The organism is Xanthomonas hortorum (genome assembly GCF_011305375.1).
Taxonomy (GTDB): Bacteria; Pseudomonadota; Gammaproteobacteria; order Xanthomonadales; family Xanthomonadaceae; genus Xanthomonas; species Xanthomonas hortorum_E.
In genome coordinates this window covers 121,448-142,303 of sequence record NZ_VCME01000004.1, presented here as the reverse complement: position 1 = coordinate 142,303, position 20,856 = coordinate 121,448, and the positions used below count along the sequence as shown (strand labels likewise).

General features: G+C 62.2%; 20 protein-coding genes and 1 pseudogene. 12 read left to right on the top strand and 9 right to left on the bottom strand.

Annotation, left to right across the window (positions count from 1 at the left end; translation table 11 throughout):
• Positions 1-109 precede the first annotated feature (109 nt).
• Both FFY45_RS03645 and FFY45_RS03640 read left to right on the top strand, forming a co-directional pair.
• Entirely contained in the window at positions 110-406 is a 297-nt protein-coding gene (locus tag FFY45_RS03645; RefSeq protein WP_176339454.1) for an XAC0095 family protein, read from the top strand.
• A gap of 50 nt (positions 407-456) precedes the next feature.
• Entirely contained in the window at positions 457-672 is a 216-nt protein-coding gene (locus FFY45_RS03640) for a hypothetical protein (protein ID WP_439333508.1), read from the top strand.
• 194 nt (positions 673-866) lie between these two features.
• Here FFY45_RS03640 and xopG read toward each other — a convergent pair whose 3' ends face one another.
• From xopG to xopQ, 4 genes and pseudogenes are all read right to left on the bottom strand, one after another.
• Complete coding sequence (gene xopG / locus FFY45_RS03635) at positions 867-1,547, bottom strand: XopG/HopH/AvrPtoH family type III secretion system effector (RefSeq protein ID WP_176339452.1); 681 nt, start codon at positions 1,545-1,547, stop codon at positions 867-869.
• Between the two features lie 572 nt (positions 1,548-2,119).
• The gene (locus tag FFY45_RS03630) at positions 2,120-2,935 is read right to left on the bottom strand and encodes a C1 family peptidase (RefSeq protein ID WP_176339451.1); all 816 of its coding nucleotides are present in this window, start codon (positions 2,933-2,935) and stop codon (positions 2,120-2,122) included.
• Positions 2,936-3,174: 239 nt separating this feature from the next.
• Positions 3,175-3,576: pseudogene (locus FFY45_RS03625) on the bottom strand (transposase); the annotation flags it as partial.
• Positions 3,577-3,632: 56 nt separating this feature from the next.
• A complete protein-coding gene (xopQ, locus tag FFY45_RS03620) occupies positions 3,633-5,012 on the bottom strand; it encodes a type III secretion system effector XopQ (RefSeq protein ID WP_255171853.1) in 1,380 nt (459 codons plus the stop codon).
• Positions 5,013-5,439: 427 nt separating this feature from the next.
• Here xopQ and xopAV (FFY45_RS03615) point away from each other — a divergent pair, with 427 nt between their 5' ends.
• Positions 5,440-6,189: a type III secretion system effector XopAV gene (gene xopAV / locus FFY45_RS03615; RefSeq protein WP_176339450.1), complete on the top strand. Its 750-nt coding sequence runs from the start codon at positions 5,440-5,442 to the stop codon at positions 6,187-6,189.
• Between the two features lie 124 nt (positions 6,190-6,313).
• Positions 6,314-7,063 (top strand): type III secretion system effector XopAV, encoded by a 750-nt coding sequence (xopAV, locus tag FFY45_RS03610; RefSeq protein WP_176339449.1) that lies wholly within the window; start codon positions 6,314-6,316, stop codon positions 7,061-7,063.
• A gap of 64 nt (positions 7,064-7,127) precedes the next feature.
• Here xopAV (FFY45_RS03610) and FFY45_RS03605 read toward each other — a convergent pair whose 3' ends face one another.
• Positions 7,128-7,757, bottom strand: coding sequence for a TetR/AcrR family transcriptional regulator (locus FFY45_RS03605; protein WP_023903001.1), 630 nt, complete (start codon positions 7,755-7,757; stop codon positions 7,128-7,130).
• 162 nt (positions 7,758-7,919) lie between these two features.
• On the opposite strand from FFY45_RS03605, the gene FFY45_RS03600 reads away from it, so the two are divergent.
• Together FFY45_RS03600 and FFY45_RS03595 are read left to right on the top strand one after the other, a co-directional pair.
• Positions 7,920-8,708 carry a histidine phosphatase family protein gene (locus FFY45_RS03600; RefSeq protein WP_104550530.1) on the top strand — a complete coding sequence of 263 codons (789 nt, stop codon included), beginning with the start codon at positions 7,920-7,922 and terminating at the stop codon, positions 8,706-8,708.
• Positions 8,708-9,583, top strand: a complete 876-nt coding sequence (locus tag FFY45_RS03595; RefSeq protein WP_176339448.1) for an NAD(P)H-hydrate dehydratase — start codon at positions 8,708-8,710, stop codon at positions 9,581-9,583. The genes FFY45_RS03600 and FFY45_RS03595 overlap by 1 nt, the downstream gene beginning before the upstream one ends.
• Before the next feature lie 308 nt (positions 9,584-9,891).
• On the opposite strand, the gene FFY45_RS03590 is transcribed toward FFY45_RS03595, so the two are convergent.
• The gene (locus FFY45_RS03590) at positions 9,892-10,128 is read right to left on the bottom strand and encodes a hypothetical protein (RefSeq protein WP_255171852.1); all 237 of its coding nucleotides are present in this window, start codon (positions 10,126-10,128) and stop codon (positions 9,892-9,894) included.
• A 35-nt stretch (positions 10,129-10,163) separates the two neighbouring features.
• On the opposite strand from FFY45_RS03590, the gene FFY45_RS03585 reads away from it, so the two are divergent.
• Positions 10,164-11,579: a glycoside hydrolase family 30 protein gene (locus FFY45_RS03585; RefSeq protein ID WP_439333507.1), complete on the top strand. Its 1,416-nt coding sequence runs from the start codon at positions 10,164-10,166 to the stop codon at positions 11,577-11,579.
• 274 nt (positions 11,580-11,853) lie between these two features.
• Here the strand turns inward: FFY45_RS03585 and FFY45_RS03580 are convergent, their stop codons facing one another.
• Positions 11,854-12,756 carry an SDR family oxidoreductase gene (locus FFY45_RS03580; protein WP_176339447.1) on the bottom strand — a complete coding sequence of 301 codons (903 nt, stop codon included), beginning with the start codon at positions 12,754-12,756 and terminating at the stop codon, positions 11,854-11,856.
• 184 nt (positions 12,757-12,940) lie between these two features.
• Between FFY45_RS03580 and FFY45_RS03575 the strand changes: the two genes are divergently transcribed.
• Complete coding sequence (locus FFY45_RS03575; protein ID WP_176339446.1) at positions 12,941-13,648, top strand: DUF429 domain-containing protein; 708 nt, start codon at positions 12,941-12,943, stop codon at positions 13,646-13,648.
• Between the two features lies 1 nt (position 13,649).
• Here the strand turns inward: FFY45_RS03575 and FFY45_RS03570 are convergent, their stop codons facing one another.
• Positions 13,650-16,004: a GH92 family glycosyl hydrolase gene (locus FFY45_RS03570; protein WP_176339445.1), complete on the bottom strand. Its 2,355-nt coding sequence runs from the start codon at positions 16,002-16,004 to the stop codon at positions 13,650-13,652.
• A gap of 173 nt (positions 16,005-16,177) precedes the next feature.
• On the opposite strand from FFY45_RS03570, the gene FFY45_RS03565 reads away from it, so the two are divergent.
• The 3 genes from FFY45_RS03565 to FFY45_RS03555 all read left to right on the top strand — a co-directional run bounded on the left by FFY45_RS03565 (position 16,178) and on the right by FFY45_RS03555 (position 19,032).
• Positions 16,178-16,807: an alpha-ketoglutarate-dependent dioxygenase AlkB gene (locus tag FFY45_RS03565; protein WP_176339444.1), complete on the top strand. Its 630-nt coding sequence runs from the start codon at positions 16,178-16,180 to the stop codon at positions 16,805-16,807.
• 213 nt (positions 16,808-17,020) lie between these two features.
• On the top strand, positions 17,021-18,730 hold the full coding sequence (locus tag FFY45_RS03560; RefSeq protein ID WP_176339443.1) for an FAD-dependent oxidoreductase: 1,710 nt from the start codon (positions 17,021-17,023) through the stop codon (positions 18,728-18,730).
• Complete coding sequence (locus tag FFY45_RS03555; protein ID WP_176339442.1) at positions 18,727-19,032, top strand: UBP-type zinc finger domain-containing protein; 306 nt, start codon at positions 18,727-18,729, stop codon at positions 19,030-19,032. The genes FFY45_RS03560 and FFY45_RS03555 overlap by 4 nt, the downstream gene beginning before the upstream one ends.
• Before the next feature lie 188 nt (positions 19,033-19,220).
• Here FFY45_RS03555 and FFY45_RS03550 read toward each other — a convergent pair whose 3' ends face one another.
• Positions 19,221-19,967: an EAL domain-containing protein gene (locus FFY45_RS03550; RefSeq protein ID WP_176339441.1), complete on the bottom strand. Its 747-nt coding sequence runs from the start codon at positions 19,965-19,967 to the stop codon at positions 19,221-19,223.
• Between the two features lie 146 nt (positions 19,968-20,113).
• On the opposite strand from FFY45_RS03550, the gene FFY45_RS03545 reads away from it, so the two are divergent.
• A complete protein-coding gene (locus FFY45_RS03545; protein ID WP_176339440.1) occupies positions 20,114-20,752 on the top strand; it encodes an HD domain-containing protein in 639 nt (212 codons plus the stop codon).
• Positions 20,753-20,856: the final 104 nt, after the last annotated feature.

Genomic DNA, 20,856 nt, shown 5'->3' with positions numbered 1-20,856 from the left:
CACCCGCAAGGGGAATACGCCCGCCGGCTATACGCGGTTTCGAGCCTCCCGACTTCCCGTCCGCCGCCTTGCGGCGGGCGGGCTGATTCCATGGAATGAGGAGCAGGCCATGTCGGACGTTGTACGCGATGCGCAGTCACACCCGGGCTACTACCTGCCAGAAGGCGCGCAGTACCGCCTTCAGCAATTGCGCGACCACATGCGCTTTCTGGCGCGCCTTGCGCAGCCACGCACGCAGGCCGAAGAGCAGTTGCGGCAGCCAGCCATCCACATGGACGAGCTGGCGTGCTGCCTGGAGCTGCTGGCCGAGCAGGTGACGCAGGCACTGGCGCAGGTGCAGTGGCCCGCGCGGCTGGAGCCCGACGTCTCTGGCAGCGAGCGTGCTGACACGGGGGAGGCCGCATGAGCCGGCCGGTGATGGCGTCGCCCCGCACACGCAGGCGGGCAGGGGATGGCATGCAGCGTGATGCGTTTGCCTTCGGCATCACGATGGAGCAAGTAGATGCGCTGGATCAGTTGCTGCTGACCATCGCCGCTCATGGCGATGTGATCGCTGCCGGCAACGCCGATCGGCTGGACCGCCGCACCTTGCCCGTGTTGGGCAGCGCGATCTTTGATGCGGCCGGTGCCATGCGCACCATCCTGGATCAGTTGGCGCTTCAGCGGCTTTGATGGGCCGCTGTGGTCATTGAGCGTTAGCGAAAGATGAATGCAGCTACAGGTTCTGCACTTTGGGTGGTGCAGAGATCCGGGACCGGCTAAACATGGTCCATCAAGTCGCGCATTCTTACATTTTGCAGAAGCCGGTAGCACGCAATACGCCCTCGTCAAAATGGCGTGGGCGAAAGGTCATGCCGTCGTGCGATTCACTCGCTTCTATAGCCACTGTGATGGTAGCTAACCCGTTTTTGTAAACCGTGCTCGGCTCGAATAGAATTTTCCGATGGTTCGCCTGACTGAGAATATTTGTATTCTCCTAAGCCGACAGCACGCAACTCTTCCTTTCCGGTGGGAGTGTCTGGGTCACGTTCGTCTTCATATGAGCCTTTCCACGTTCCAGCCATTATATGCCTTGCATGCACCAATTCGTGTCCCAATGCCGAAACTTTGTCGATGTTACTGGAGGTCACCTTATTGGTTGGGTCCCCATCGTCGTTCAGCTCAATGCTCGTCTGACGGGCACTCCACGACACAACAACACTTGATCCCTGGTTTTTTTCGCATCCCGGCTTCTTCAGAGCATATGAACGGCCAGCTTTATCGCGAATATCTTTGAATTTGCTTAACTTAGGATGAGCGTCTAATTGGTGCCGTGAGAGAACAGGCTCTGCACCTGGATTTTCGGGGGGGGCGATCTCATGAATAGTGACCTTGTGTCTTTTTTTTCCACTAAGCCGCTGCAGCTTGTTCAGCAACTGGTTGCCAGTGGGCTTAGAGTTGAGATGATCGAGATGCACATTCACTTCATCATTAAACCGATCTTGGTCGCGGGGCGTATTGGACATGCTTTGTGAGTAGATCCCACTATAATTGGTTTGGATTGGCATAATGTATATAGTTCTTATGTCAAGTGGATGTGGCTCGCACTATACCTTTGCCTATGCCTTGCTGCTATTTAAGTGCGCAAATCTATAAGCTGATGCGAAGCAGGCCAGTAATCCCTGGTCTAGTGAAATTTCTATAAGATACACCTAGGGCTGATAATGCATACCTCTCACAAGTCGCGCTTGGCGACCTCACCGCAACCTCAACACTTGAGGCAATCTTCATCAGGTGCCAGTGATTGATGTTCAGCATGGGCGACCGTTGCGAGCAAGCGAAATCCCAAGTTCGCCCGCAACGCCGCGCTTTGTTCAGAGGTTCCCTAAAGATGGTCTAGGGCCATCAATCGTGCCGAATACAGCTACCGTAGGTGAGTGTCCGCAATTTTGCCGCTGGCGAAACAATATTCAACGGGTTCTGTTAACGGTTATTAGTTTGTAGGGCTGAGCATTGAATTTCCAAGTGTTTGACGCTGGCAGTGGAGTCAGATGCATTGAGGCGGTACCCTTCGTTCGGAAGTTGGCCGCGCCCGCACTTGCGGCGGACGCGGCCCTCATCATGTTTCCTTTAGCGGCTTCTAATGAGTTACTACCGCTGTAATGACGTCCTTGCCAACTACTTCCCAAGACAGCGTGCCAAAGCCCCCAGAGCCCCAGTTCTCGCCCCAACTGTTCTCGATAATCAGCCCGCTTTGATTATAGCCAAGTGCCACGACGGCGTGCGCACCATTGATAGGACTAGTAGTGTCGTTGTCTACTTCGTTAGCGCCTAGGTCGTCAAAGCCTTGTCTGGTGTTGAAGCCGATCACCACCGGTGTTGATGCAGCTAGCGCTCGTTTTATCTGTTCGATCAGCGGGGCCTTTCCGTTCCCGCTACCCGAATAAATCACAGTGTATTTCTTGTACGGCGTTCGATGGTTTGCCGCACTGGCACGGTCGGCTGCGGTTGGTTTGTTCTTCCAGTTATAGTTGCCCCAGGAATAATGCTGCTCCGTGTCGATTCCTTGTAAAAGCGCCGTATCCAGGTTCGTTTCGATGTAGCTACCTTCATCGACACCATTATTTACTTGGCTATAAAGATACATGGGGGCAAATCGTTTAAAAGCCTGCTTCCCTGCGTTGGCGTACCAGCCGCCCAATGTGTGAGCCGTGGACCAGGATGCGCAGGAATTGACTTGCCCCTGGTCACCGGGCTCAATGGCAAAACCGCGCAGATCAACACTCGGGGGTAGGTCGCCGGCACCGGTGCTCGTGGTGCCAAAGATGGGGGTGACTGGCTGGACCATCAAAGACTGCTTGAAGCCTTTGCCATGGGTTTCAGCCTGTGCAAGGGACATGGTGGAGCACCCCATCAATACAACGAGGCAAGTGGAAATCGAGCATAATTTTTTCATTGGTTTCTAGTTCGCTTAAGGAGTGAGTCGCACAGAGGAGCCGCGTGGGGCATGCACCACGCAGTGTGAGTGACGGCGGTTTGGTTGTTGAAGGGGTATAAAAAAGCAGATTTTCGCGGCTCCCCAGCCGCAGCACAATATGATGCCCGCACGGGGGGGCATGCTCACCGCAATGCGAAGAACTCTTCGCAATAAAGAACGTTTAGTCGAACTGGATTTTGCGAGACTTTCTCTCTATTTTAAGGGCGGTTAACAAAACCCAGGAAGAAGCCGTCAGCAGATGACGGAGCAAGCAAGAGCAACGTCATGTGGAGATCGATGCGGCGTTCAAAGCGGATGCGCAGTTTGCCCAGGCCTGCGAACCAGGCATGGGTGCGCTCGACGACCCAGCGATGACGGCCCAACCGGTGGTTGCGCTCAATGTCTTTGCGTGCGATCCGGGCAATGATGCCGCGCTGCTTGAGGAAGGTGCGACAGCGGGCGATGTCGTAGGCCTGGTCGGCGTGCAATTTGTCTGGCCAACGTCGCGGGCGCCCTGGTTTGCCACCAATTGGCGGCAAGGCGTCGATCGACTCCTCGAACACGACCGAGTCGTGCCGATTGGTGCCAGTGAGGCGCACCGCCAATGGCACGCCGGGGCGGCCTTCGGCAATTTTTCCTAACGCGGACTCAAAGTGTAACTGCAATGATTTGCCCTTCATTTTTCAGAAGCAAGCGCCACTTTTGCCAATGCAGACATCAACAGCTTCGCCTTTTCTGGATGCTTGACTTCCTGTTCGCCCACCAGCTCCACAACGCTGCAGCCATCGGTGTGTATCGGCCTTGGCGTGAACAGCATGCCCGCCGCGCCGGGAACCGAGGCCAGCAGCGTCAACGGGTCGTACAAGTTGAGTTTGGTGACCTTCGGCCAGATCTGGTCGAAGGCCATGGCTTGATTTGCGCCCTCTTGCGGGCTGTTTGCCTGCGGTAGTGCGTCTGCGGTGAACGTGCGAAAGAACCACGCCTGATCCAGGCCCGGAAGCAGCCCTGCCTGAATTCCGTCCCACAAGCCGTTCAAGGCGTTTTTCTGCACGTCTTCGAGATACCTGCCCACCGAATGCCGACTCTTCGCCAGGCCTTCGTAGAACGAGGGCGACACCGCTGTCTTGTAGGCAGCTTCCTTGGTAACGATGCGCAACGGGATGCGCTGTTGCTGTGCCTTGCGGTACAGGCCACGGGCCGCGTCCAGGTCTGTCGCATTGTTGTAGGCGCGTGCGTCGGGCTGCACATGGCCGTCAGCGTCCCTGGCCGGCTCGACGCCCCCCATGATGGCGATGCTCTTGACGCGCTCGCGCACAAGCGCCGGATGCGCATCGACCAGCGCATGGGCGTCGGTCATGCCGGCAATCACCACCATGCTCAGCCCCTGCGGTGCCTGCATCAGGCGCTCGTGCAGCGCTTGCAGGCTGTTGTCGCAAATTTCGGCCGATTCCGCACGCAACGCTTGGCCTTCCTGCAGGAATTTGGCATGGTCCTTGGCCTGTTTCGCACTCATCGGGTAATCCTGCCCGCGTGAGACACGCACATCGGGTAAGTGCAGGCGGTTGAACACGCCCTTTGCAAGCCGGGCGCGCTCCTCGCGCACGCTGGCATCGCCCAAGGTCACCGCAACGTCGGTGAGGCGTACAAAGCCTGCTACCTGCAGTTGCTTGCCGATGGTGTAGGCGACCACATCGTCGGGGTCCTTGTTGGGGTCGGTAAACAGCACCGTGTCGCGCGGTGTCGCCGGGGTGTGGAAACTGAGCTCCCGCAGCACCGCTGCTTCGTCGGGCGTCAGGCACGTACTGCCTTCGGCCCCGAGTTCGGCAAGCATTCGGCGCTGTGTTGCCGTCAGCGCAGGCGCACTGAGTGACCGTTTGAGAATGGCAGCGCCTTGTGGTCTTTTCCGCGGCAATGCCTGCAGCGCCCCATCGCTGATCTGCGCGCAGGGCAGGTGTTGATCTGCCGACACGGTTGCAGTGCGCTCACCCGTAGACCCGGACGTTGCATGAGCGCCTGCAGGCACGTGCAGTGTGGGGCGATGCCTGATGGAATCCATCTGCTGTCCTCGCGTCGATGCTGGCCAATGAGGCGATCAGGATGGAGGCGGCTCCATTCTCTGGGATATCGATCGGCGAAGGGCGTTGCAACGACACGAAGCGCCGGTTGCCTGTTGCACTGCTTTGAGTGTGAAAGCGTGACCATCAGCATGGTGAGCGCGCGTTGCGATCTGTAGACACCCGCGGCCTCACGATGCCGTTGCCGTCTGCCTGACGATTGCCTTCTACGCCGCTGTCAGATGCTCCCTTCAGGCGAGTGGCCGCAGAGTCATGCAATTGCGTGGTGCTCACGCCGATATCTTGTAACTCTGCAAGGTGCAGATTTGTCTGTTTCGCCAGAAGCTTCGATCTTTCGGTTATTCGCTGTACGCACTGACGTCCGAATGGAACATTAGCGACTTGGACAACCTGGTGAAGAGGTGAAGCATGCGCCCGGTGAATTTGACATCAGCAACACGTAGAGGGGCAAGACACGATCAACAGGACATGCCAGCCGAGCGTGGCGTGGGTGCCTCCTCTGAGCGAACAGACCCCGATGAGAACACGCAATTGACGGAAAACCTAAGGCGGCCACCAGTGCGTGAGGCGCGTCTCAGAGAGCCAAACGTACCCATCGGCGTACAGATTGCAAACGTTGGAAGGCAGGTAGCGCATGCGGGCACGACACTGGCAGCTATCTCCACCATTCCTACCGGCTTGATCGCATTACAGGCGCCTTTCGCGGCAGCTTACGGTTACGCGACAGATGATCCGTACTTGAAAAACTATGCAATGGTCGCCTGTCTCCCTGTTGTAGCGTCGTTGAGTGCATTGGGCGCTACATATTCAGTTGAACGCCTGGCGGCCTGGTATCTGCAAGCACAAGCGCAGGCATCTGTTACAAAGGCAGCCAGGGCGACCGAGCTAGGAACAACGGAAGCATGTCTGGATGCCGCCATCGAGATGGTCACCATGCCTGACGCAGAGACTCCCACCCCTGAAATGAGCGAAGGTGAGCGGACTGCACTGGCCAGGGATCTTCTGCACCTGGCAACGGCAGACCGTTCCCGATTGCCTCCTGAAATCTGGAGCGCTGCCAGTGGCGTCGGCGACGATGCCTATACATTGGTCAGTAACTTACTTGCGGCTGCGCGAATTCGCGCGTCTGAGGAAGCGTCTGCATCGTCTGCTGGCTGAGCGCTCTGCCACGCATGTACGTCGCCACACGGTCTATTGTTTCGGTCTTGCGTCCAAGTGCAATAACGCTTGCGTAGCGCAGTGGAACGCAGCCACTTTGGTGAACTGTTAGAAGAGGTGAGGAATGAGTTCCATCCCAGTGACTTATGCGGCTCGCGGAGCAGTAAGACACGATCAACGCGAGGCGGAGGCCCCGCGTGAGGTGGGTTACTCCTCGCAGCGCGGCGACCCGCAGGCCAATCCACAATTGAAGCAAGATCTGTCGCGTGCGCCCGTGCGTGCGGCGCGGCTCAAGGCCCCACGCGTGCCCATCGGTGTGCACATTGCGAACACCGGGCTGCAGGCAGCGCGGTTTGCCACCTCTGCGGTCGCAGGGCCTGCCGAAGCCGCAGTTCTGGACGCGGTTCATGCGCCCGCTGCGGCGGCATATGAATATGCAAAAGGGGAGCTGTCCTGGAAAAAGAATGCGGGTGTCACGCTTGCGCCGGCCTTAGCCTACGCCGTGGTGATGGGCACGCTGTCTGCCGTGCAGTATCTGGCGAACCGGTACCTGCAAGCGCAGTCGCAGACGAGTGTCAGCAAGGCCGATAGGGCGAAGGAGTTGGGCGTCACCGAAGCATGCCTGGACGCGGCCGTTGCCATGGTAAACAAGGGGGAGGTAGCCGGTCCCGGGGGTGAGATGACCGAAGAAGAGGCAGCTGCGCTGGCAGCAGATCTTCAGAACCTGGCAACCGCAGACCGTTCCCGGCTGCCGCCAGAGCTCTGGCGCGCTGCCAGCGGCGTTGGCGACGACGCCTGCGCATTGGTCACTCAACTGCTCTTGGCCGCAAGAGCCCGCGCGTCTGCAGAGGCGTCTGCATCGTACGGCAGTTGAAAGGTGACCCCAGGCGTTGCTGGTTGGAGTGGCGGGCCACGCATGTCCTGCCGGGTTTTTCGAACTACACCGGCGCAGACTTCAGAATCCCCGACAAACTCTCCCGCAAAATCAGCTGCAAATGCATGCGGTTGAGTTCCATGCCGCTGGTCATCACGTTGTGCAGGCCGCCGCACATGGCGGCCACGGCGAAGACGCGGGCCTGGAATTCCTGCTCGCTGCTGGCCGGGTCTGCGTGGCCGCGGAGCAGGCGTTTGAGCAGGGCGCTGAGGTGTTCGATCAGCGAGGCGCTCTGCCTGCGCATGAAGGCGGCCAGCACCGGGTCGCGCAGGGTGGCCAGGTGCAGTTCCAGGTCGATGCGGGTGCGTTTGATGTTGATTTCCTGCAGCAGCCATTCTTCGAGCAGGCCGGCGATGAAATCCACCACGTGCACGTTGGCCGGGCGTTCCACCAGCCACATCTGGCGGATGGCGCGCATGTAGTTGCGCTCCAGCAAGGCGCGCACCAGCGCGTCCTTGTCTTCGAATCGCTGCAGCAGGCAGCCGCAGCTGACCTTGGCGCGCTCGGCAATCAGTTCGAAGCTGGTGGCGCCCAGGCCGGTGGCGTCGATGCATTGCTCGGCGGCGTCCAGCACCTCTTCCAGCAGCAGTTCTTCGCGCTCTTTCGCCGTGCGCAACAGCAGAACGTTGGACATGGGCAGCAGGGTGGCGGGGGGCTGCAGTATACCGGCGCGGCGTTATCGCCCCGTTGTGCCTGCTTGTTGGTGTGCTGTGTTGCGCGCGTTGTTGAAACGCCTGCAGGCAATGGGTGATCGACCACGTTTTCACGGGCGCTGTGCGACACGTGGGGCTGATTTGTGCAGGAGAGGGATGTGAGTGAGAAAAGTGCGGTGGCTGGCGTGTCCACCCAGTGGCCCGAGCGGTTGTGGGTGGTGCGGCATGGGCAGAGTTCGGGCAACGTGGCGCGCGATGTTGCAGAGGCGCATGGCCATGCATTGATCGATCTGGAACATCGCGATGCGGATGTGCCGCTGTCGGCGTTGGGCGAGCGGCAGGCGCATGCGTTGGGCACGTGGATGTCGGGTCTGCCGCAGCGCGAGCGGCCCACGGTGGTGCTGTGTTCGCCCTATGTGCGTGCGCGCCAGACTGCCACAGCGGTGGTGCGCGCGCTGGGCCATGGCGACGATATGCTCAGCATCGACGAGCGCCTGCGCGAGAAGGAGTTCGGCGTGCTCGACCGTTACACCACGGCCGGCATCCTCGCGACGTTTCCGGAGCTGGCCGAGCAACGCAAGTTGGTGGGCAAGTTCTACTTCCGCCCGCCCGGTGGCGAGAGCTGGTGCGATGTGATCTTCCGGCTGCGCGCGGTGGTTGGCGATCTGCAGCGAAATCATGTGGGCGCGCGCGTGTTGATCGTGGGGCATCAGGTGATCGTCAATTGTTTCCGTTATCTGGCCGAACGCATGGACGAGGCCACGATTCTGGGCATCGACCGCGAAGGCGAGGTGCCCAACTGCGGTGTCACCGAATACGTGGCCGGCCGCGAGGGGCAGGCGTTGCACCTAGTGCGGACCAACTTCGTCTCGCCCGAGCTTGCCGATGAGCCGGTAACCACCGAATCCGACCGCCCGGCCGGAGCACGCTGATGGCCACCGCACGCGTCCGCACGCTCAGCGCTGCCGCATTGCGTGCGCTGCCGCTGCCATCGCCCGGTGGCGACAAGGAGCAGCGTGGGCGGGTGTTGATCGTGGGTGGGTCGATGCGTGTGCCGGGCGCGGCGCTGCTGGCCGGCGAGGCGGCGCTGCGCGCAGGTGCGGGCAAGTTGCAGATTGCCACCGCTGCTAGCGTGGCGCCCGGCATGGCGTTGGCGGTGCCAGAGGGCCTGGTGCTGGGATTAGCGCAGAACGGACAGGGCGAAATTACGCGTGGGCATCGTGCACTGGATGCGGCACTGGAGGCCTGCGATGCGGCGGTGATCGGGCCGGGGATGGCGTCATCGGCGACCACGGCTGCCTTGGTGAAACGCGCGGCTGAAAAAGCGGTTTGCACGTTGGTGCTGGATGCGGGAGCGTTGTCGCGCGGCTTGCGTGCGCCGGTTGGGCGGCCATTCGTATTGACGCCGCATGCGGGCGAGATGGCGGCATTGGCTGGAGACGACAAGGCACCGATAGAGGCGGCGCCCGGCGCTTACGCACTGACCTATGCGAAGAAACTGCGCAGCGTGGTGATTGTCAAAGGCGCGGACAGCTTTATCGCCGGGCCGGAGGGGGCGTTGTGGGTGCATCGCGGTGGTGCATCCGGGTTGGGGACGTCCGGATCGGGCGACGTGTTGGCGGGATTGATCGCCGGGTTTGCCGCGCGTGGCTGCGATGCGTTGACGGCTGCGTTATGGGGTGTGTTTGTGCATGCGGCGGCGGGGAAGCTGCTGTCGAAACGGATTGGGACGGTGGGGTTTCTGGCGCGTGAGCTTGGGGTGGAAGTGCCGGGGATTTTGGATCGGTTGGCGCGGGCTGCGCGGTAGTCGGCTCGCGGACGATTTGAGTTGTTGTCCTGTTGAGCGAGAGGGCCTGGCTTGCGTGCCACTGGCGTGCGTGTCTGGGAGCAACGCGCGGGCGGTGGTGACTACGGGTGTTGGGGACGTGTTGTCCTGGTCGGCATCTCTGTTGCTGCGTTGGTTGACGGGCTGGCCACCAGTCCGTGCAGACGTACCCTCATCCGGCCCTTCGGGCCACCTTCTCCCGAGGGAGAAGGGAGCGTCCGGCGGTAGAAGGATGCATGGTTGCGCTCGTTTTCGTGCGATGTTGCGGCGCGTTGGTCGGTTAGGCTTGCTCACCAACCTGGGAGGGTGCACGGTGAAGCGAACGATTGCGTGGTCGATGGTGGGGGTTTTGGGGGTTTGGGGCGCTGCGACTGAAATGGTGTTGGCATCTGCATCTGCACTAACAGCAACAACAGCAACAACAGCAACAACAGCAACAACAGCAACAACAGCAACAACTGCAGCAACAACTGCAGCAACAACTGCAGCAACAACAACTGCAGTAACGCCGATTCCGATTCCGACATCGACGACATCATCTGTCTCTACACCTGCATCGAAAGTGGTGGATGCCGCAGCTGCGGATGCGGCTACTCAGCCAGCAGCACCTGCCGGCGCGCTACGCGTCTACACCACCGCCCAAGGCGCAACGCAGCAAATGCGGGTCAGCACCGTCGAGGCACTCAAGACCGGGCATGCGTTGACGGAGAAAGAGAACAGCATCTTCGTCAATCCGCAACATCGCTTTCAGGAAGTGCTGGGCATTGGCGGGGCGATTACCGATTCCAGTGCGGAGACCTTCGCCAGGCTGCCCAAGCGTGCGCAACGCGAACTGCTCACTGCCTACTACGATCCGCAAAAAGGCATCGGCTACACGCTGGCGCGCACGACCATCCATAGCTCGGATTTCAGCAGCGCCAGCTACACCTACATCAAGGAAGGCGATGCGGCGCTGAAGAGCTTTTCGGTCAAGCACGATCAGCGCTATCGCATCCCGATGCTGCGCCAGGCCATCGCTGCGGCCGGCGGCAAGTTGACGACATTTGCCAGCCCCTGGAGTGCGCCGGCCTTCATGAAAGACAGCAACAGCATGCTCAAGGGCGGCAAGTTGTTGCCCGCGTATGCGCAGGCCTGGGCCACGTACTACACACGCTTCATTGCGGCCTACGAAAAAGCCGGCATTCCGATCTGGGGCATCAGCGTGCAGAACGAGCCGATGGCGGTGCAGACCTGGGAGTCGATGCAGTTTTCTGCGGAAGAAGAACGCGATTTCCTCAAAAACCACCTCGGGCCCACCATGGCAAAAGCCGGCTATGGCGACCGCAAGATCATCGTGTGGGACCACAACCGCGACATGATGATGCACCGCGCGCATGTGATCTTCGATGACCCGGAAGCGGCCAAGTATGCGTGGGGCATGGGCTTTCATTGGTACGAGACCTGGGCTGGGTTCGCGCCGATGGTGGAGAACGTGGCGGCGGTGGCGCAGGCATATCCGGACAAGCATCTGCTGCTCACCGAGGCGGCGGTAGAAAAGTTCGATCCCGCCAAGTTGCAGTACTGGCCCAATGGCGAGCGCTATGGCACCGCCATCATCAACGACCTCAATCATGGCGCGGTAGGTTGGACCGACTGGAACATCCTGCTCGACCAGAACGGTGGCCCCAACCATGTGGGCAATTACTGCTTCGCACCGGTGCATGCCGACACGCGCACGGGTGAGGTAACTTACACGCCGAGCTATTGGTATATCGGCCATTTTTCCAAATTCATCCGGCCGGATGCGCGGCGGGTGAGTGCGGCCAGTAGCCGTAGCAATCTGATGACCACTGCATTTGCGAACCGCGATGGCTCACTGGCGACGGTGGTGATGAATACCAGCGATGTGGCGATCCGCTACAACCTGTATGTGGGCGAGGCGTCGCGCGAATTGGAGATTCCGGCGCATGCGATCCAGACGGTGGTGGTGACGCGGTAAACGTGGATGGTGGTCGCAGTGCTGGTGGGAGATTGCGTACCTTCATCCGCCCTTCGGGCACCTTCTCCCACCGGGAGAAGGAAGGAGCTTCCGTGTGATGGAAGCCGGCGGTGATTCACCGGTCGACCTACGTTGTGAATCCGTCTTCTGGATGCATCGCCAGTCGATGCAGCCGCCAGCAACAGAACGCCACTAGACAAGTCTTGCCGATCGCTGCGTGCAGCGATCAGCCAGGTTCTGGTGGCGCTACGGCGGAAGCTCGCTTTCTGTTGACTCACGACAGCAGCAGACCACCGGTGGCACCGAACACTTCGCCAGTGACGTAGCTGGATTCCTGCGAAGCCAGGATCACATACAGCGGCGCCATCTCCACCGGCTGGCCAGCACGCTTGAGCGGGGTTTCCGAGCCGAAATTGGGAATCTTCTCCGGCGGTTGGCCACCGCTGGGTTGCAGTGGGGTCCACACCGGGCCGGGTGCGACCGCGTTGACGCGGATGCCCTTTTCGGCGACCTGCTGCGCTAGGCCTTTGGTGAAGTTGACGATGGCGGCCTTGGTGGAGGCGTAGTCGATCAGGGTTGCCGAGGGCTGGTAGGACTGGATCGAGCCGGTGTTGATGATGGATGCGCCTGGCGGCAGATGCGGAATGGCCGCCTTGCATAGCCAGAACATCGCGTAGACGTTGGTCTTGTAGGTGGCGTCGAACTGCTCGGTGGTGATGTCGGCAATGTCTTTTACCGCGGTCTGCTTGCCGGCGATGTTGACCAGCAGATCCAGCCCGCCAAGTTCCTTGACCGCGCGTGCGACCAGTTCATTGCAGAACGCTTCGTCCTTGAGGTCGCCCGGGATGCTGATGGCGGTGCGGCCTTCGGCCTGGATCAATTTGACGACTTCCGCCGCGTCCTGTTCTTCTTCCGGCAGGTAGTTCAGCACAATGTCTGCGCCTTCGCGCGCGTAGGCAATGGCAGTGGCGCGGCCAATGCCGGAGTCTGCGCCGGTGATCAGCGCCTTGCGGCCCTTCAGGCGGCCGAAGCCCTGGTAGCTCTGCTCGCCGTGGTCGGCCTTGGGCTGCAATGCATGGATGCTGCCTGGCGCTTCCTGGGTTTGCTCGGGGAACTTGGGCTGCGGAAACTGGGTGAGCGGGTTCTGCATTTCGTACTGGTTCTTGGTGCTGGACATGCACTGGCTCCTGCATTGGGGAATGGCAGGGCCGCAGCGTGCTGCGGCCCGATGCAGAGCAGTCTGGAAACCACCGCGATGCGTGCGGGTGAAAGAATGTTGTGCATGATGTGAACGCGTCACGCAGATCGCATGCGAGCGATGGCGCAGCGCCGTGCACGCACGTCACGACCGGAGAACAGCAATGCAGTGTGTGGGGATCGATGGCGCTGGCAGCGGTTGGTTGGCGGTGTGGGAGGCAGACGATGGGCTGCAATTTGCCTGTTATCCGACAGTTGGCGCCTTGGCGAGCGCGCTGCGCCACATCGATGTGCTCGGCGTGGATATTCCGATTGGCTTGAGCGAGCACGCGCCCCGCGCTGCGGATGTGCAGGCGCGGCGCTTTGTGGGCGGCAGACGCGCATGCAGCATCTTTTCCGCGCCGCTGCGCGGGATGTTGCATGCAAGTACGCAGGTGGAAGCCTCTGCGTTACATCGGGTGCTGGACCACGACGGGCAGCGTGGCTTTGGCGTGCAGTCGTTTGCGCTGCTGTCGAAGATTCGTGACTGGGACAGCGCCTTGCGCGCCGATCCGGTATGGGCGGAGCGCGTATTCGAGGTGCACCCGGAAGTGTCGTTCGCCGTGCTCGCTGGCGGGCAGGGCCTGACGGCGGGAAAGAAGACCAGTGCGGGCCATCAACAGCGAGCCGCCTTGCTGGGCCAGTGCTACGGCGCAAGGCAAGTCGCCGGGTTGCTGGAGCGCGTGCCGCGTGCGCTGGCCAAGCCGGACGATGTGCTGGATGCCTTGGTGGCCTGCTGGAGTGCGCAACGCATTGTCGCAGGCAGCGCCGGCAGTTTGCCGGCGGCGGTGGAGCGGGATGCCTGCGGGTTGCGCATGGGCATCCACTACTGACTCAGTGCGTCTGCGTCGACATCGAATACGGCCGCTGCGCCGGGTCGGTGGCCCATTGCGTGTTCGGCGTGGCCTGCATGCGGAAGCGCAGCTCCCCGCCGGCCTGAATCTGCTCGTGGGTGAGGTAGGCGCGGGTCAGTGGTTGGCCGTTGAGGGTGGCGCTGCCGATATAGGCGCGCGTTTTGCTCAATCCCTCGGCGATCACGCTGAAACGCTTGCCGTTGGGCAGGTTGAGCGTGGCGCGCGGCAGGAATGGGCGGCCGATGATGTATTGATTGCTGCCCGGTGCGACCGGATAAAAGCCCAGCGTGGTGAACACATACCACGCCGACATCTGGCCGAGATCGTCGTTGCCGGCCAGGCCTTCCGGGCCGGCGTGGTACTGCGTGTCCATGATCTGGGTCAGCCGCGCCTGGGTGCGCCAGGGTTGCCCGGCGTAGGCGTACAGATAGGCGACATGGTGGCTGGGCTCGTTGCCGTGCGCGTACCAGCCGATCAGGCCGGTGATGTCTTCCATGTGCTCGAACACCTTGGGGTCGACTTTGGCATCGAACACCGCGTCCAGACGTGCCAGCAGTTTGTCGTTGCCGCCATGTGCGGCAGCCAGCCCGGCGACGTCCTGCGGCACATACCAGGAGTATTGCCAGGCATTGCCTTCGGTGTAGTCGCTGCCATAGCCGCTGGCGGATGGATCGAACGGCTCGCGAAAATTTCCAGCACGCGTGCGTGCGCGCATGTAACCGGTGGCGGGATCGAAGGCGTGTTTCCAGTTGCTGGCGCGCTTGTTGAACTCGGCAGCGATGGCGGGCTTGCCGAGCTTGTCGGCCATGCGCGCGATGGTCCAGTCGTCGAAGGCATATTCCAGCGTCTTGGAGGCGGCTTCGCCTTCTTCGTCGATGGGCACATAGCCGAGTTCTCGGTATTGCGCGATGCCGTCGTAGGGGCCGTAGTTGGCGCTGGCGACCATGGCCTCCAACGCTTCGTTGGCATCGAAGCCGCCGATGCCTTTCATGTAGGCGTCGGCAATCACCGGCACGGCGTGGTAGCCGATCATGCACCAGGTTTCCAGGCCGTGGAACGCCCAGACGGGGAGGATGCCGTAGGCGCTTTCGCGGCGCGAGGCGAGCAGGGAACTGACCAAGTCGCTGCTGCGTTGCGGCGTCTGCACCAGCGTGAGCAGCGGATGCAGGGCGCGGTAGGTGTCCCACAGCGAGAAAGTGGAGTAGTTGGTCCAGCCCTTGGCCTGATGCACGGCATTGTCGGGCCCGCGGTACTGGCCATCGCTGTCCATGAACAACGTGGGCCCGAGCAGGGTGTGATACAGCGCGGTATAGAGCTGGGTGCGTTGTTGCGGCGTGCCTTGCGCATCGATCGCCGACAGCGCCTGCGTCCACTGCGCGCGGGCCTCGGCGCGCACACGGTCGAAATCGAAGTCGGGTACTTCGGCCTGCAGATTGGCGATGGCGCCAGCTTCGCTGACCGGCGACAGCGCCACGGTGACGACCAGCGGCGTGCCATCGTTGGCGACGTCGAACACGCCGACCAGTTGCCGGCCCTCGATCTGCGCACGTTGCGCTGGGTTCTTCTCGCCTGGCGGCGGGAATCCCTTGTACGGAATGTCCTGCTCGGTGTCGTGCAATTGCGTGGCGGTGAGCGGGCGCGAAAAACGCATGGCGAAGTACAGCTGGCGGCCGGGCGCCCAGCCGCGCGTTTGGCGAAAGCCGGTGACGGTGCCATCGCTGCGCACGCGCAGCCGCGACCACTGCACCTTGCCGGGGTAGTCGTAGAGGCTGGTGCGCATGTCCACCAGCACATGCGCCGGTGTGCCCTTGGGGAAGGTGTAGCGGTGCACACCCACGCGCGCGCTGGCGGTGAGTTCGGCGCGGATGTTGCGGTCTTTCAAGGTCACCGCGTAATACCCGGGCTGGGCCTGCTCGCTGGCGTGGTCGAACTGCGCGGTGTAGCCGCTGCCTGGTGTCGCGATATCGCCGCGTTCGAGTTTGACCTCGCCGGTTTGCGGCATCAGCAAGATATCGCCCAGGTCCGAATGCCCGGAGCCGGAAAAATGCGTATGTGAAAACCCGACGATGGTGCTGTCGCTATGCCGGTAACCGGCGGCCCAGCCATAGGCCTCCTTGCGCGGTTTGATCTGCGTGTCCGGACTCAGTTGCACCATGCCGAACGGCACCGTGGCGCCGGGATAGGTGTGGCCTTCGCCGCCGGTGCCGATGAACGGATCCACCGCCTGGAAGCCAGCGTCTGCAACGCGTGGCGCAGCGATGCCGGCAGACGTGGCGAGGGCGGCAAACAGCGCCAGCCAGCGCAGAGTAGACAAGGCGATCGACCGATGCTGCATGCGGAAGGTTCCAAGCGGATGCAGCGCCGGACCGTAGCACAGCTGTCGGGCCTGATCGCGTGGCATCGTGCGCCTGCATCGTTGAGCTCGCTGGTTTGTACGCAACGCGTTTGCCGAATAAAAACTCAAAGCAGTGCTGCTGAAATCGCGCAGACTGCCCGCATATCACGCAGATGGATCTGTTCGACGCTCCTTCCATGCCCTTGCAGGTGCTGCACGATGCCGAGGGCGGCGTGCGCTATTGGCCGCAGCTGCTCGCGCCTTCGCTGGCGCAGGAATGCTTCGCTGCATTGCGTGAGGCAACCGACTGGCGCAGCCAACACCGCGAGATGTACGACCGCATCGTCGCGGTGCCGCGCATGCTTGCCTCGTATCGGCTGGATGCACTGCTGCCGCCGGGGTTGCCATTGCACGCGCTGCTCGCGGCCGTGCAGGCCGTGCTGCCTGCGCCGTACAACGCAGTGGGGCTGAACCTGTATCGCGATAGCCGCGACAGCGTGGCAATGCATCACGACAAACTACAAACGCTGCTGGCGCCGCACCCGATTGCCTTGATCTCGTTGGGCGCGCCGCGCCGGATGCAGTTGCGGGTAAAAGACGGCAGCACGCGTGCGATGGGTGTGGACCTGGCGCCCGGGAGCCTGCTGGCAATGAGCCATGCCTCGCAAGTCACCCACGAACACGGCATTCCCAAGACGGCCCGTGCGGTCGGCGAGCGCATCAGTGTGGTGTTTCGTGTACGCCCGGCCGAGCGCATGGCTGCCGGGCAGCACGGCCCACATTGGGAGCCGGCGCAGACATAGTGCGCACGGTTGCGGTTGATTGCTGCGTTGAGTTCGGTAGCGCGCCACTAGCCCGGTTCCTCCGCAAACGCTGCACATGTCCTTACACGGCAGCAGCTTTTGTTCGCGTGCGCGTGTGCCGCGTGTCATCGCCGGTCTTGCGCATTCGGATGATTGCCATCGCCCTCACGGCTGGCCATGCTTGCATGCAGTCCCCCTCAGCGTCGCCATCCCATGTCCCTGGCCGATACCCGCCACCATCAGATGTTTCCCGAGCTGGACTCGGGCCAATTGGCGATCACGCGGCGGTTTGCCAGCGGGCCGGCGCAGCGTTTCGATGCGGGCGAGACCGTGTTCGAGGTCGGCGATGCGCATGCGCCGGTGTGGGTGGTGCTGCAAGGCGCCATCGAGGTGGTGCGCCGCGACGGGCTGGGCAACGAAAAGCCCATCACCTTGCATACGCCCGGCCAGTTCACCGGCGAGGTGAGCCAACTGGCCGGGCGCGCGTCGCTGGCGGCCGGACGCGCCGGGCCGGAAGGTTGCCTGGCATTGCCCTTCGACACTGCACATTTGCGCGCGCTATTGATCAGCTCGGCGGAAGTGGGTGAAGTGGTGATGCGCGCGCTGATCTTGCGCCGCGTGGGTTTGATCGAAGGCGATGCCTCGGGGTCGGTGTTGATCGGCGAACCGGACGACCCGCATCTGACCCGTTTGCAGGGCTTTTTGACCCGTAATGGCTACCCCAACACGGTGATGGATGTCTCCGATGAGGAAGGCCGCGCGTTGGTCGAGCGGTTGGGCATCCAGGAGCACGACTTGCCGGTGATGGTGTGCCCCAGCGGGCGCGTGTTGCGCCAGCCCAGCGATACCGAAGCCGCGCATTGCCTGGGCATGACCCCGGAGATCGACCCGGACAAGCGCTACGACGTGGCGATTGTCGGCGCCGGGCCGGCCGGTCTGGCCACCGCGGTGTATGCCGCCTCCGAAGGCTTGTCGGTGATGGTGCTGGACCAGCGCGCCATCGGCGGGCAGGCGGGTGCATCGGCACGCATCGAAAATTATCTGGGTTTTCCGACCGGGATTTCCGGCCAGGCGCTGGCCGGGCGCGCCTACAACCAGGCGCTGAAATTCGGCGCCGAACTGGCGATCCCGATCGAGGCCGGCACGCTGGAATGCGGGCGCGAAGACGGTGCGCTGAAGCTGGATCTTGCCGATGGCAAACAGCTGCTGGCCAGCACCGTGGTGATCGCCTCGGGTGCGCGTTACCGGCGGCCGGAGATCGAAGGGCTGGACCGTTTCGAAGGCCACGGGGTGTCGTACTGGGCCTCGCCGGTGGAAGCGCGGCTGTGCGAGGGCGGGGTGGTGGCGCTGGTGGGCGGTGGCAATTCCGCCGGCCAGGCGGTGGCGTTTCTGGCGCCGCGCGTGAAGCAATTGCACTTGATCATTCGTGGCGAAGGCCTGGAATCGTCGATGTCGCAATACCTGATCGAACGCATCGCGGCGCTGCCGAATGTGCAGCTGCATACCGGCACCGAAGTGTCCGCGCTGGAAGGCGACCCGGAGCGCGGTCTGCAGGCGGCTGTGTTGCGCACGCGCGCGGATGGGCAGACCACGCATGTGGAACTGCGGCATCTGTTTCTGTTTGTCGGTGCCGACCCCAACACCGGTTGGTTGCAGCAGTGCGTGGAGACCGATGCGCGCGGATTCGTCATCACCGGAACGACGCGTGGCGATGGCGTGCCGGCGTGCCTGCCGCTGGAAACCAATCGCCCGGGCGTGTTCGCCATCGGCGATGTGCGCGCCGGCTCGGTCAAGCGCGTAGCGGCCGCAGTGGGCGAGGGCGCTGCAGTAGTGGCGCAGATTCATCAGTATCTTGCGCACCAGGCCAACCCGGTGCCCGAGTCCGAACTTGCCACTGCCACCCAGGAGTCCGCCACGTCATGAGTGATCAATGCACGCATACCGGGCAGATTGCCGAGGTCACGCCGCGCGCGCGTGGCTGCGAAGACTGCTTGGCGATCGACAGCACCTGGGTGCATCTGCGCCTGTGCCGCAGTTGCGGCCATGTGGGCTGCTGCGATGATTCGCCGCACAAACACGCCACTGCGCATTACCACGCCACACACCACCCCATCATCGAAGGCTACGACCCGCCCGAAGGGTGGGGCTGGTGCTATGTGGACGAGGTGGAAGTGGCGTTGCCGGATCAGACGCCGCAGCTGGGGCCGATTCCGCGGTATGTGTGATTGGCGGCGCGGGATGTTGATCGGAGGCGTTGATGAGGGCTGGGCCGCCGCCGGGAATCGGGAATTGGGATTGGGGATTCGTAAGAGTTTGGCTGCCGCGTTTTGATTGCCGTCTTTATTGCGTTTGGGCTTTTGCTGGCACGTTGGCTTGACCCGCTAATTCAATGCATCCCGGCGTATGCGTGCAGTTAGTCCGGCCAATGCACCTGCGGCAACACGCCAATCTGCGGGCGGGCGAACAGATAGCCTTGTTGCAGCTGGATGCCCATATCGCGCAAGGCGCGGTATTCGTCGGGGTGTTCGATGCCTTCGGCAATCACGGCGATGCCGAGTTCTTCGCACATGCGGGTGGTGTGGCGCACGATTGACTGGCGGCTGCGGTCGGCATCGATGCCGCGCACCAGCGCGATGTCCAGCTTGAGCAGGTCGGGCTGGAAATCGGCAAGCAGGCCGAGCCCGGAATAACCGGCGCCGAAGTCGTCGATGGCGGTCTTCAGGCCGCGCGCTTGATAGGTGCGCATGATGTCGAGCAGATGCGCCGGCTCGGCCAGGTGTTCCTGTTCGCTGACCTCGAAAATGATGGCGTCCAGCGGCCAGCCGTATTGCTCGGTGGCCGAGAGCGTGGCGCGCAGGCAGTGCTCGGGGTTGTAGACCGCATTGGGCATGAAGTTGATCGACAACAAGGCCGGCAACGCGATCTGCGCGGCGCATTCGATCGCCTTGATGCGGCAGGCCTGATCGAAGGCGTAGCGGTTGCGCTCATCCACTGCGGCCAGGATGCTGCCGGCCGATTCGCCTTTGATGCCGCGCACCAACGCTTCGCCGGCGTAGACCGTGCGGTTGGATACATCGACGATGGGCTGGAACGCCATGGTGATGGCGGTGGGGAAGTCCTGGCCATCGCGGCAGGCATTGCAAACGGGAAGGGGCGGCATGGCTTAGCAATCGTGCGGCGTGGGGAAACTCTAGCCTTATCGACTGCAACAGCGTGTCATTGAGCCTGCACACATCATCGCGGCGCCCTCACCCTGCGTCTGGGCACGCTCGGCGATAATGCGCCATCGCTCGCATCGGACGCCCCATGACCGCTCTCACCGAACGTTACGCCCTGGCTGTGGATTACGCGCGCATCGCCCATGCCGGGCAACTGCGCAAGGGCACGCAAATTCCGTATCTGAGCCATTTGCTGGGCGTGTCCACGCTGGTGCTGGAATGCGGCGGCGATGAAGAGCAGGCGATTGCCGGGCTGTTGCACGATGTGGTGGAAGACTGCGGCGGCGGCCATGAGGCCTCGATCCGCGCGCAGTTCGGCGATACCGTGGCCGACATCGTGATGGCGTGTACCGACGCCACTGCCGAAGACAAGGCCGAGGTGGACAACACCGAGCGTGCGCGCAAACGCGATTGGCGCGAGCGCAAGCAGGCCTACCTGGACCACTTGCGCAAGACGCCGGAGCGCGCGCTGCTGGTGTCCGGCTGCGACAAGCTCTATAACGCGCGCACCATCGTGCAGGACCTGGAAAACCCCGCCGTGGGGCAGGATATCTTCAACGTGTTCACTGCCGGGCGTGAGGGCACGCTGTGGTACTACGGCGAGCTGGAAGCCATCTTCCGCACGCGCGATGCCGCCACTGCGCGGCTGTTCAGTGGCGTGGTGGCGCGCATGCAGGCATTGGCCGATACCGGTGAGCAGCCGGTGCCGGCGCATGCGTTGGGGTGATCACGTTGTAGAGCTGCTCGCAACACCACTGCGCTTCTGCGGGTTTGCTGCAGGGCCCTTGCCCGCCCACCGTCGCGGGACACGCCGCAAGTACGTCCTTGTAG

What these genes read in the sequence shown, in the direction of transcription:
- FFY45_RS03645 (WP_176339454.1), top strand. Translation starts at nt 110, where the DNA reads ATGTCGGACGTTGTACGCGATGCGCAGTCACACCCGGGCTACTACCTG.
- FFY45_RS03640 (WP_439333508.1), top strand. Translation starts at nt 457, where the DNA reads ATGCAGCGTGATGCGTTTGCCTTCGGCATCACGATGGAGCAAGTAGAT.
- xopG (WP_176339452.1), bottom strand. Translation starts at nt 1,547, where the DNA reads ATGCCAATCCAAACCAATTATAGTGGGATCTACTCACAAAGCATGTCC.
- FFY45_RS03630 (WP_176339451.1), bottom strand. Translation starts at nt 2,935, where the DNA reads ATGAAAAAATTATGCTCGATTTCCACTTGCCTCGTTGTATTGATGGGG.
- xopQ (WP_255171853.1), bottom strand. Translation starts at nt 5,012, where the DNA reads ATGGATTCCATCAGGCATCGCCCCACACTGCACGTGCCTGCAGGCGCT.
- xopAV (WP_176339450.1), top strand. Translation starts at nt 5,440, where the DNA reads ATGCGCCCGGTGAATTTGACATCAGCAACACGTAGAGGGGCAAGACAC.
- xopAV (WP_176339449.1), top strand. Translation starts at nt 6,314, where the DNA reads ATGAGTTCCATCCCAGTGACTTATGCGGCTCGCGGAGCAGTAAGACAC.
- FFY45_RS03605 (WP_023903001.1), bottom strand. Translation starts at nt 7,757, where the DNA reads ATGTCCAACGTTCTGCTGTTGCGCACGGCGAAAGAGCGCGAAGAACTG.
- FFY45_RS03595 (WP_176339448.1), top strand. Translation starts at nt 8,708, where the DNA reads ATGGCCACCGCACGCGTCCGCACGCTCAGCGCTGCCGCATTGCGTGCG.
- FFY45_RS03590 (WP_255171852.1), bottom strand. Translation starts at nt 10,128, where the DNA reads ATGTCGGAATCGGAATCGGCGTTACTGCAGTTGTTGTTGCTGCAGTTG.
- FFY45_RS03580 (WP_176339447.1), bottom strand. Translation starts at nt 12,756, where the DNA reads ATGTCCAGCACCAAGAACCAGTACGAAATGCAGAACCCGCTCACCCAG.
- FFY45_RS03575 (WP_176339446.1), top strand. Translation starts at nt 12,941, where the DNA reads ATGCAGTGTGTGGGGATCGATGGCGCTGGCAGCGGTTGGTTGGCGGTG.
- FFY45_RS03570 (WP_176339445.1), bottom strand. Translation starts at nt 16,004, where the DNA reads ATGCAGCATCGGTCGATCGCCTTGTCTACTCTGCGCTGGCTGGCGCTG.
- FFY45_RS03565 (WP_176339444.1), top strand. Translation starts at nt 16,178, where the DNA reads ATGGATCTGTTCGACGCTCCTTCCATGCCCTTGCAGGTGCTGCACGAT.
- FFY45_RS03560 (WP_176339443.1), top strand. Translation starts at nt 17,021, where the DNA reads ATGTCCCTGGCCGATACCCGCCACCATCAGATGTTTCCCGAGCTGGAC.
- FFY45_RS03555 (WP_176339442.1), top strand. Translation starts at nt 18,727, where the DNA reads ATGAGTGATCAATGCACGCATACCGGGCAGATTGCCGAGGTCACGCCG.
- FFY45_RS03550 (WP_176339441.1), bottom strand. Translation starts at nt 19,967, where the DNA reads ATGCCGCCCCTTCCCGTTTGCAATGCCTGCCGCGATGGCCAGGACTTC.
- FFY45_RS03545 (WP_176339440.1), top strand. Translation starts at nt 20,114, where the DNA reads ATGACCGCTCTCACCGAACGTTACGCCCTGGCTGTGGATTACGCGCGC.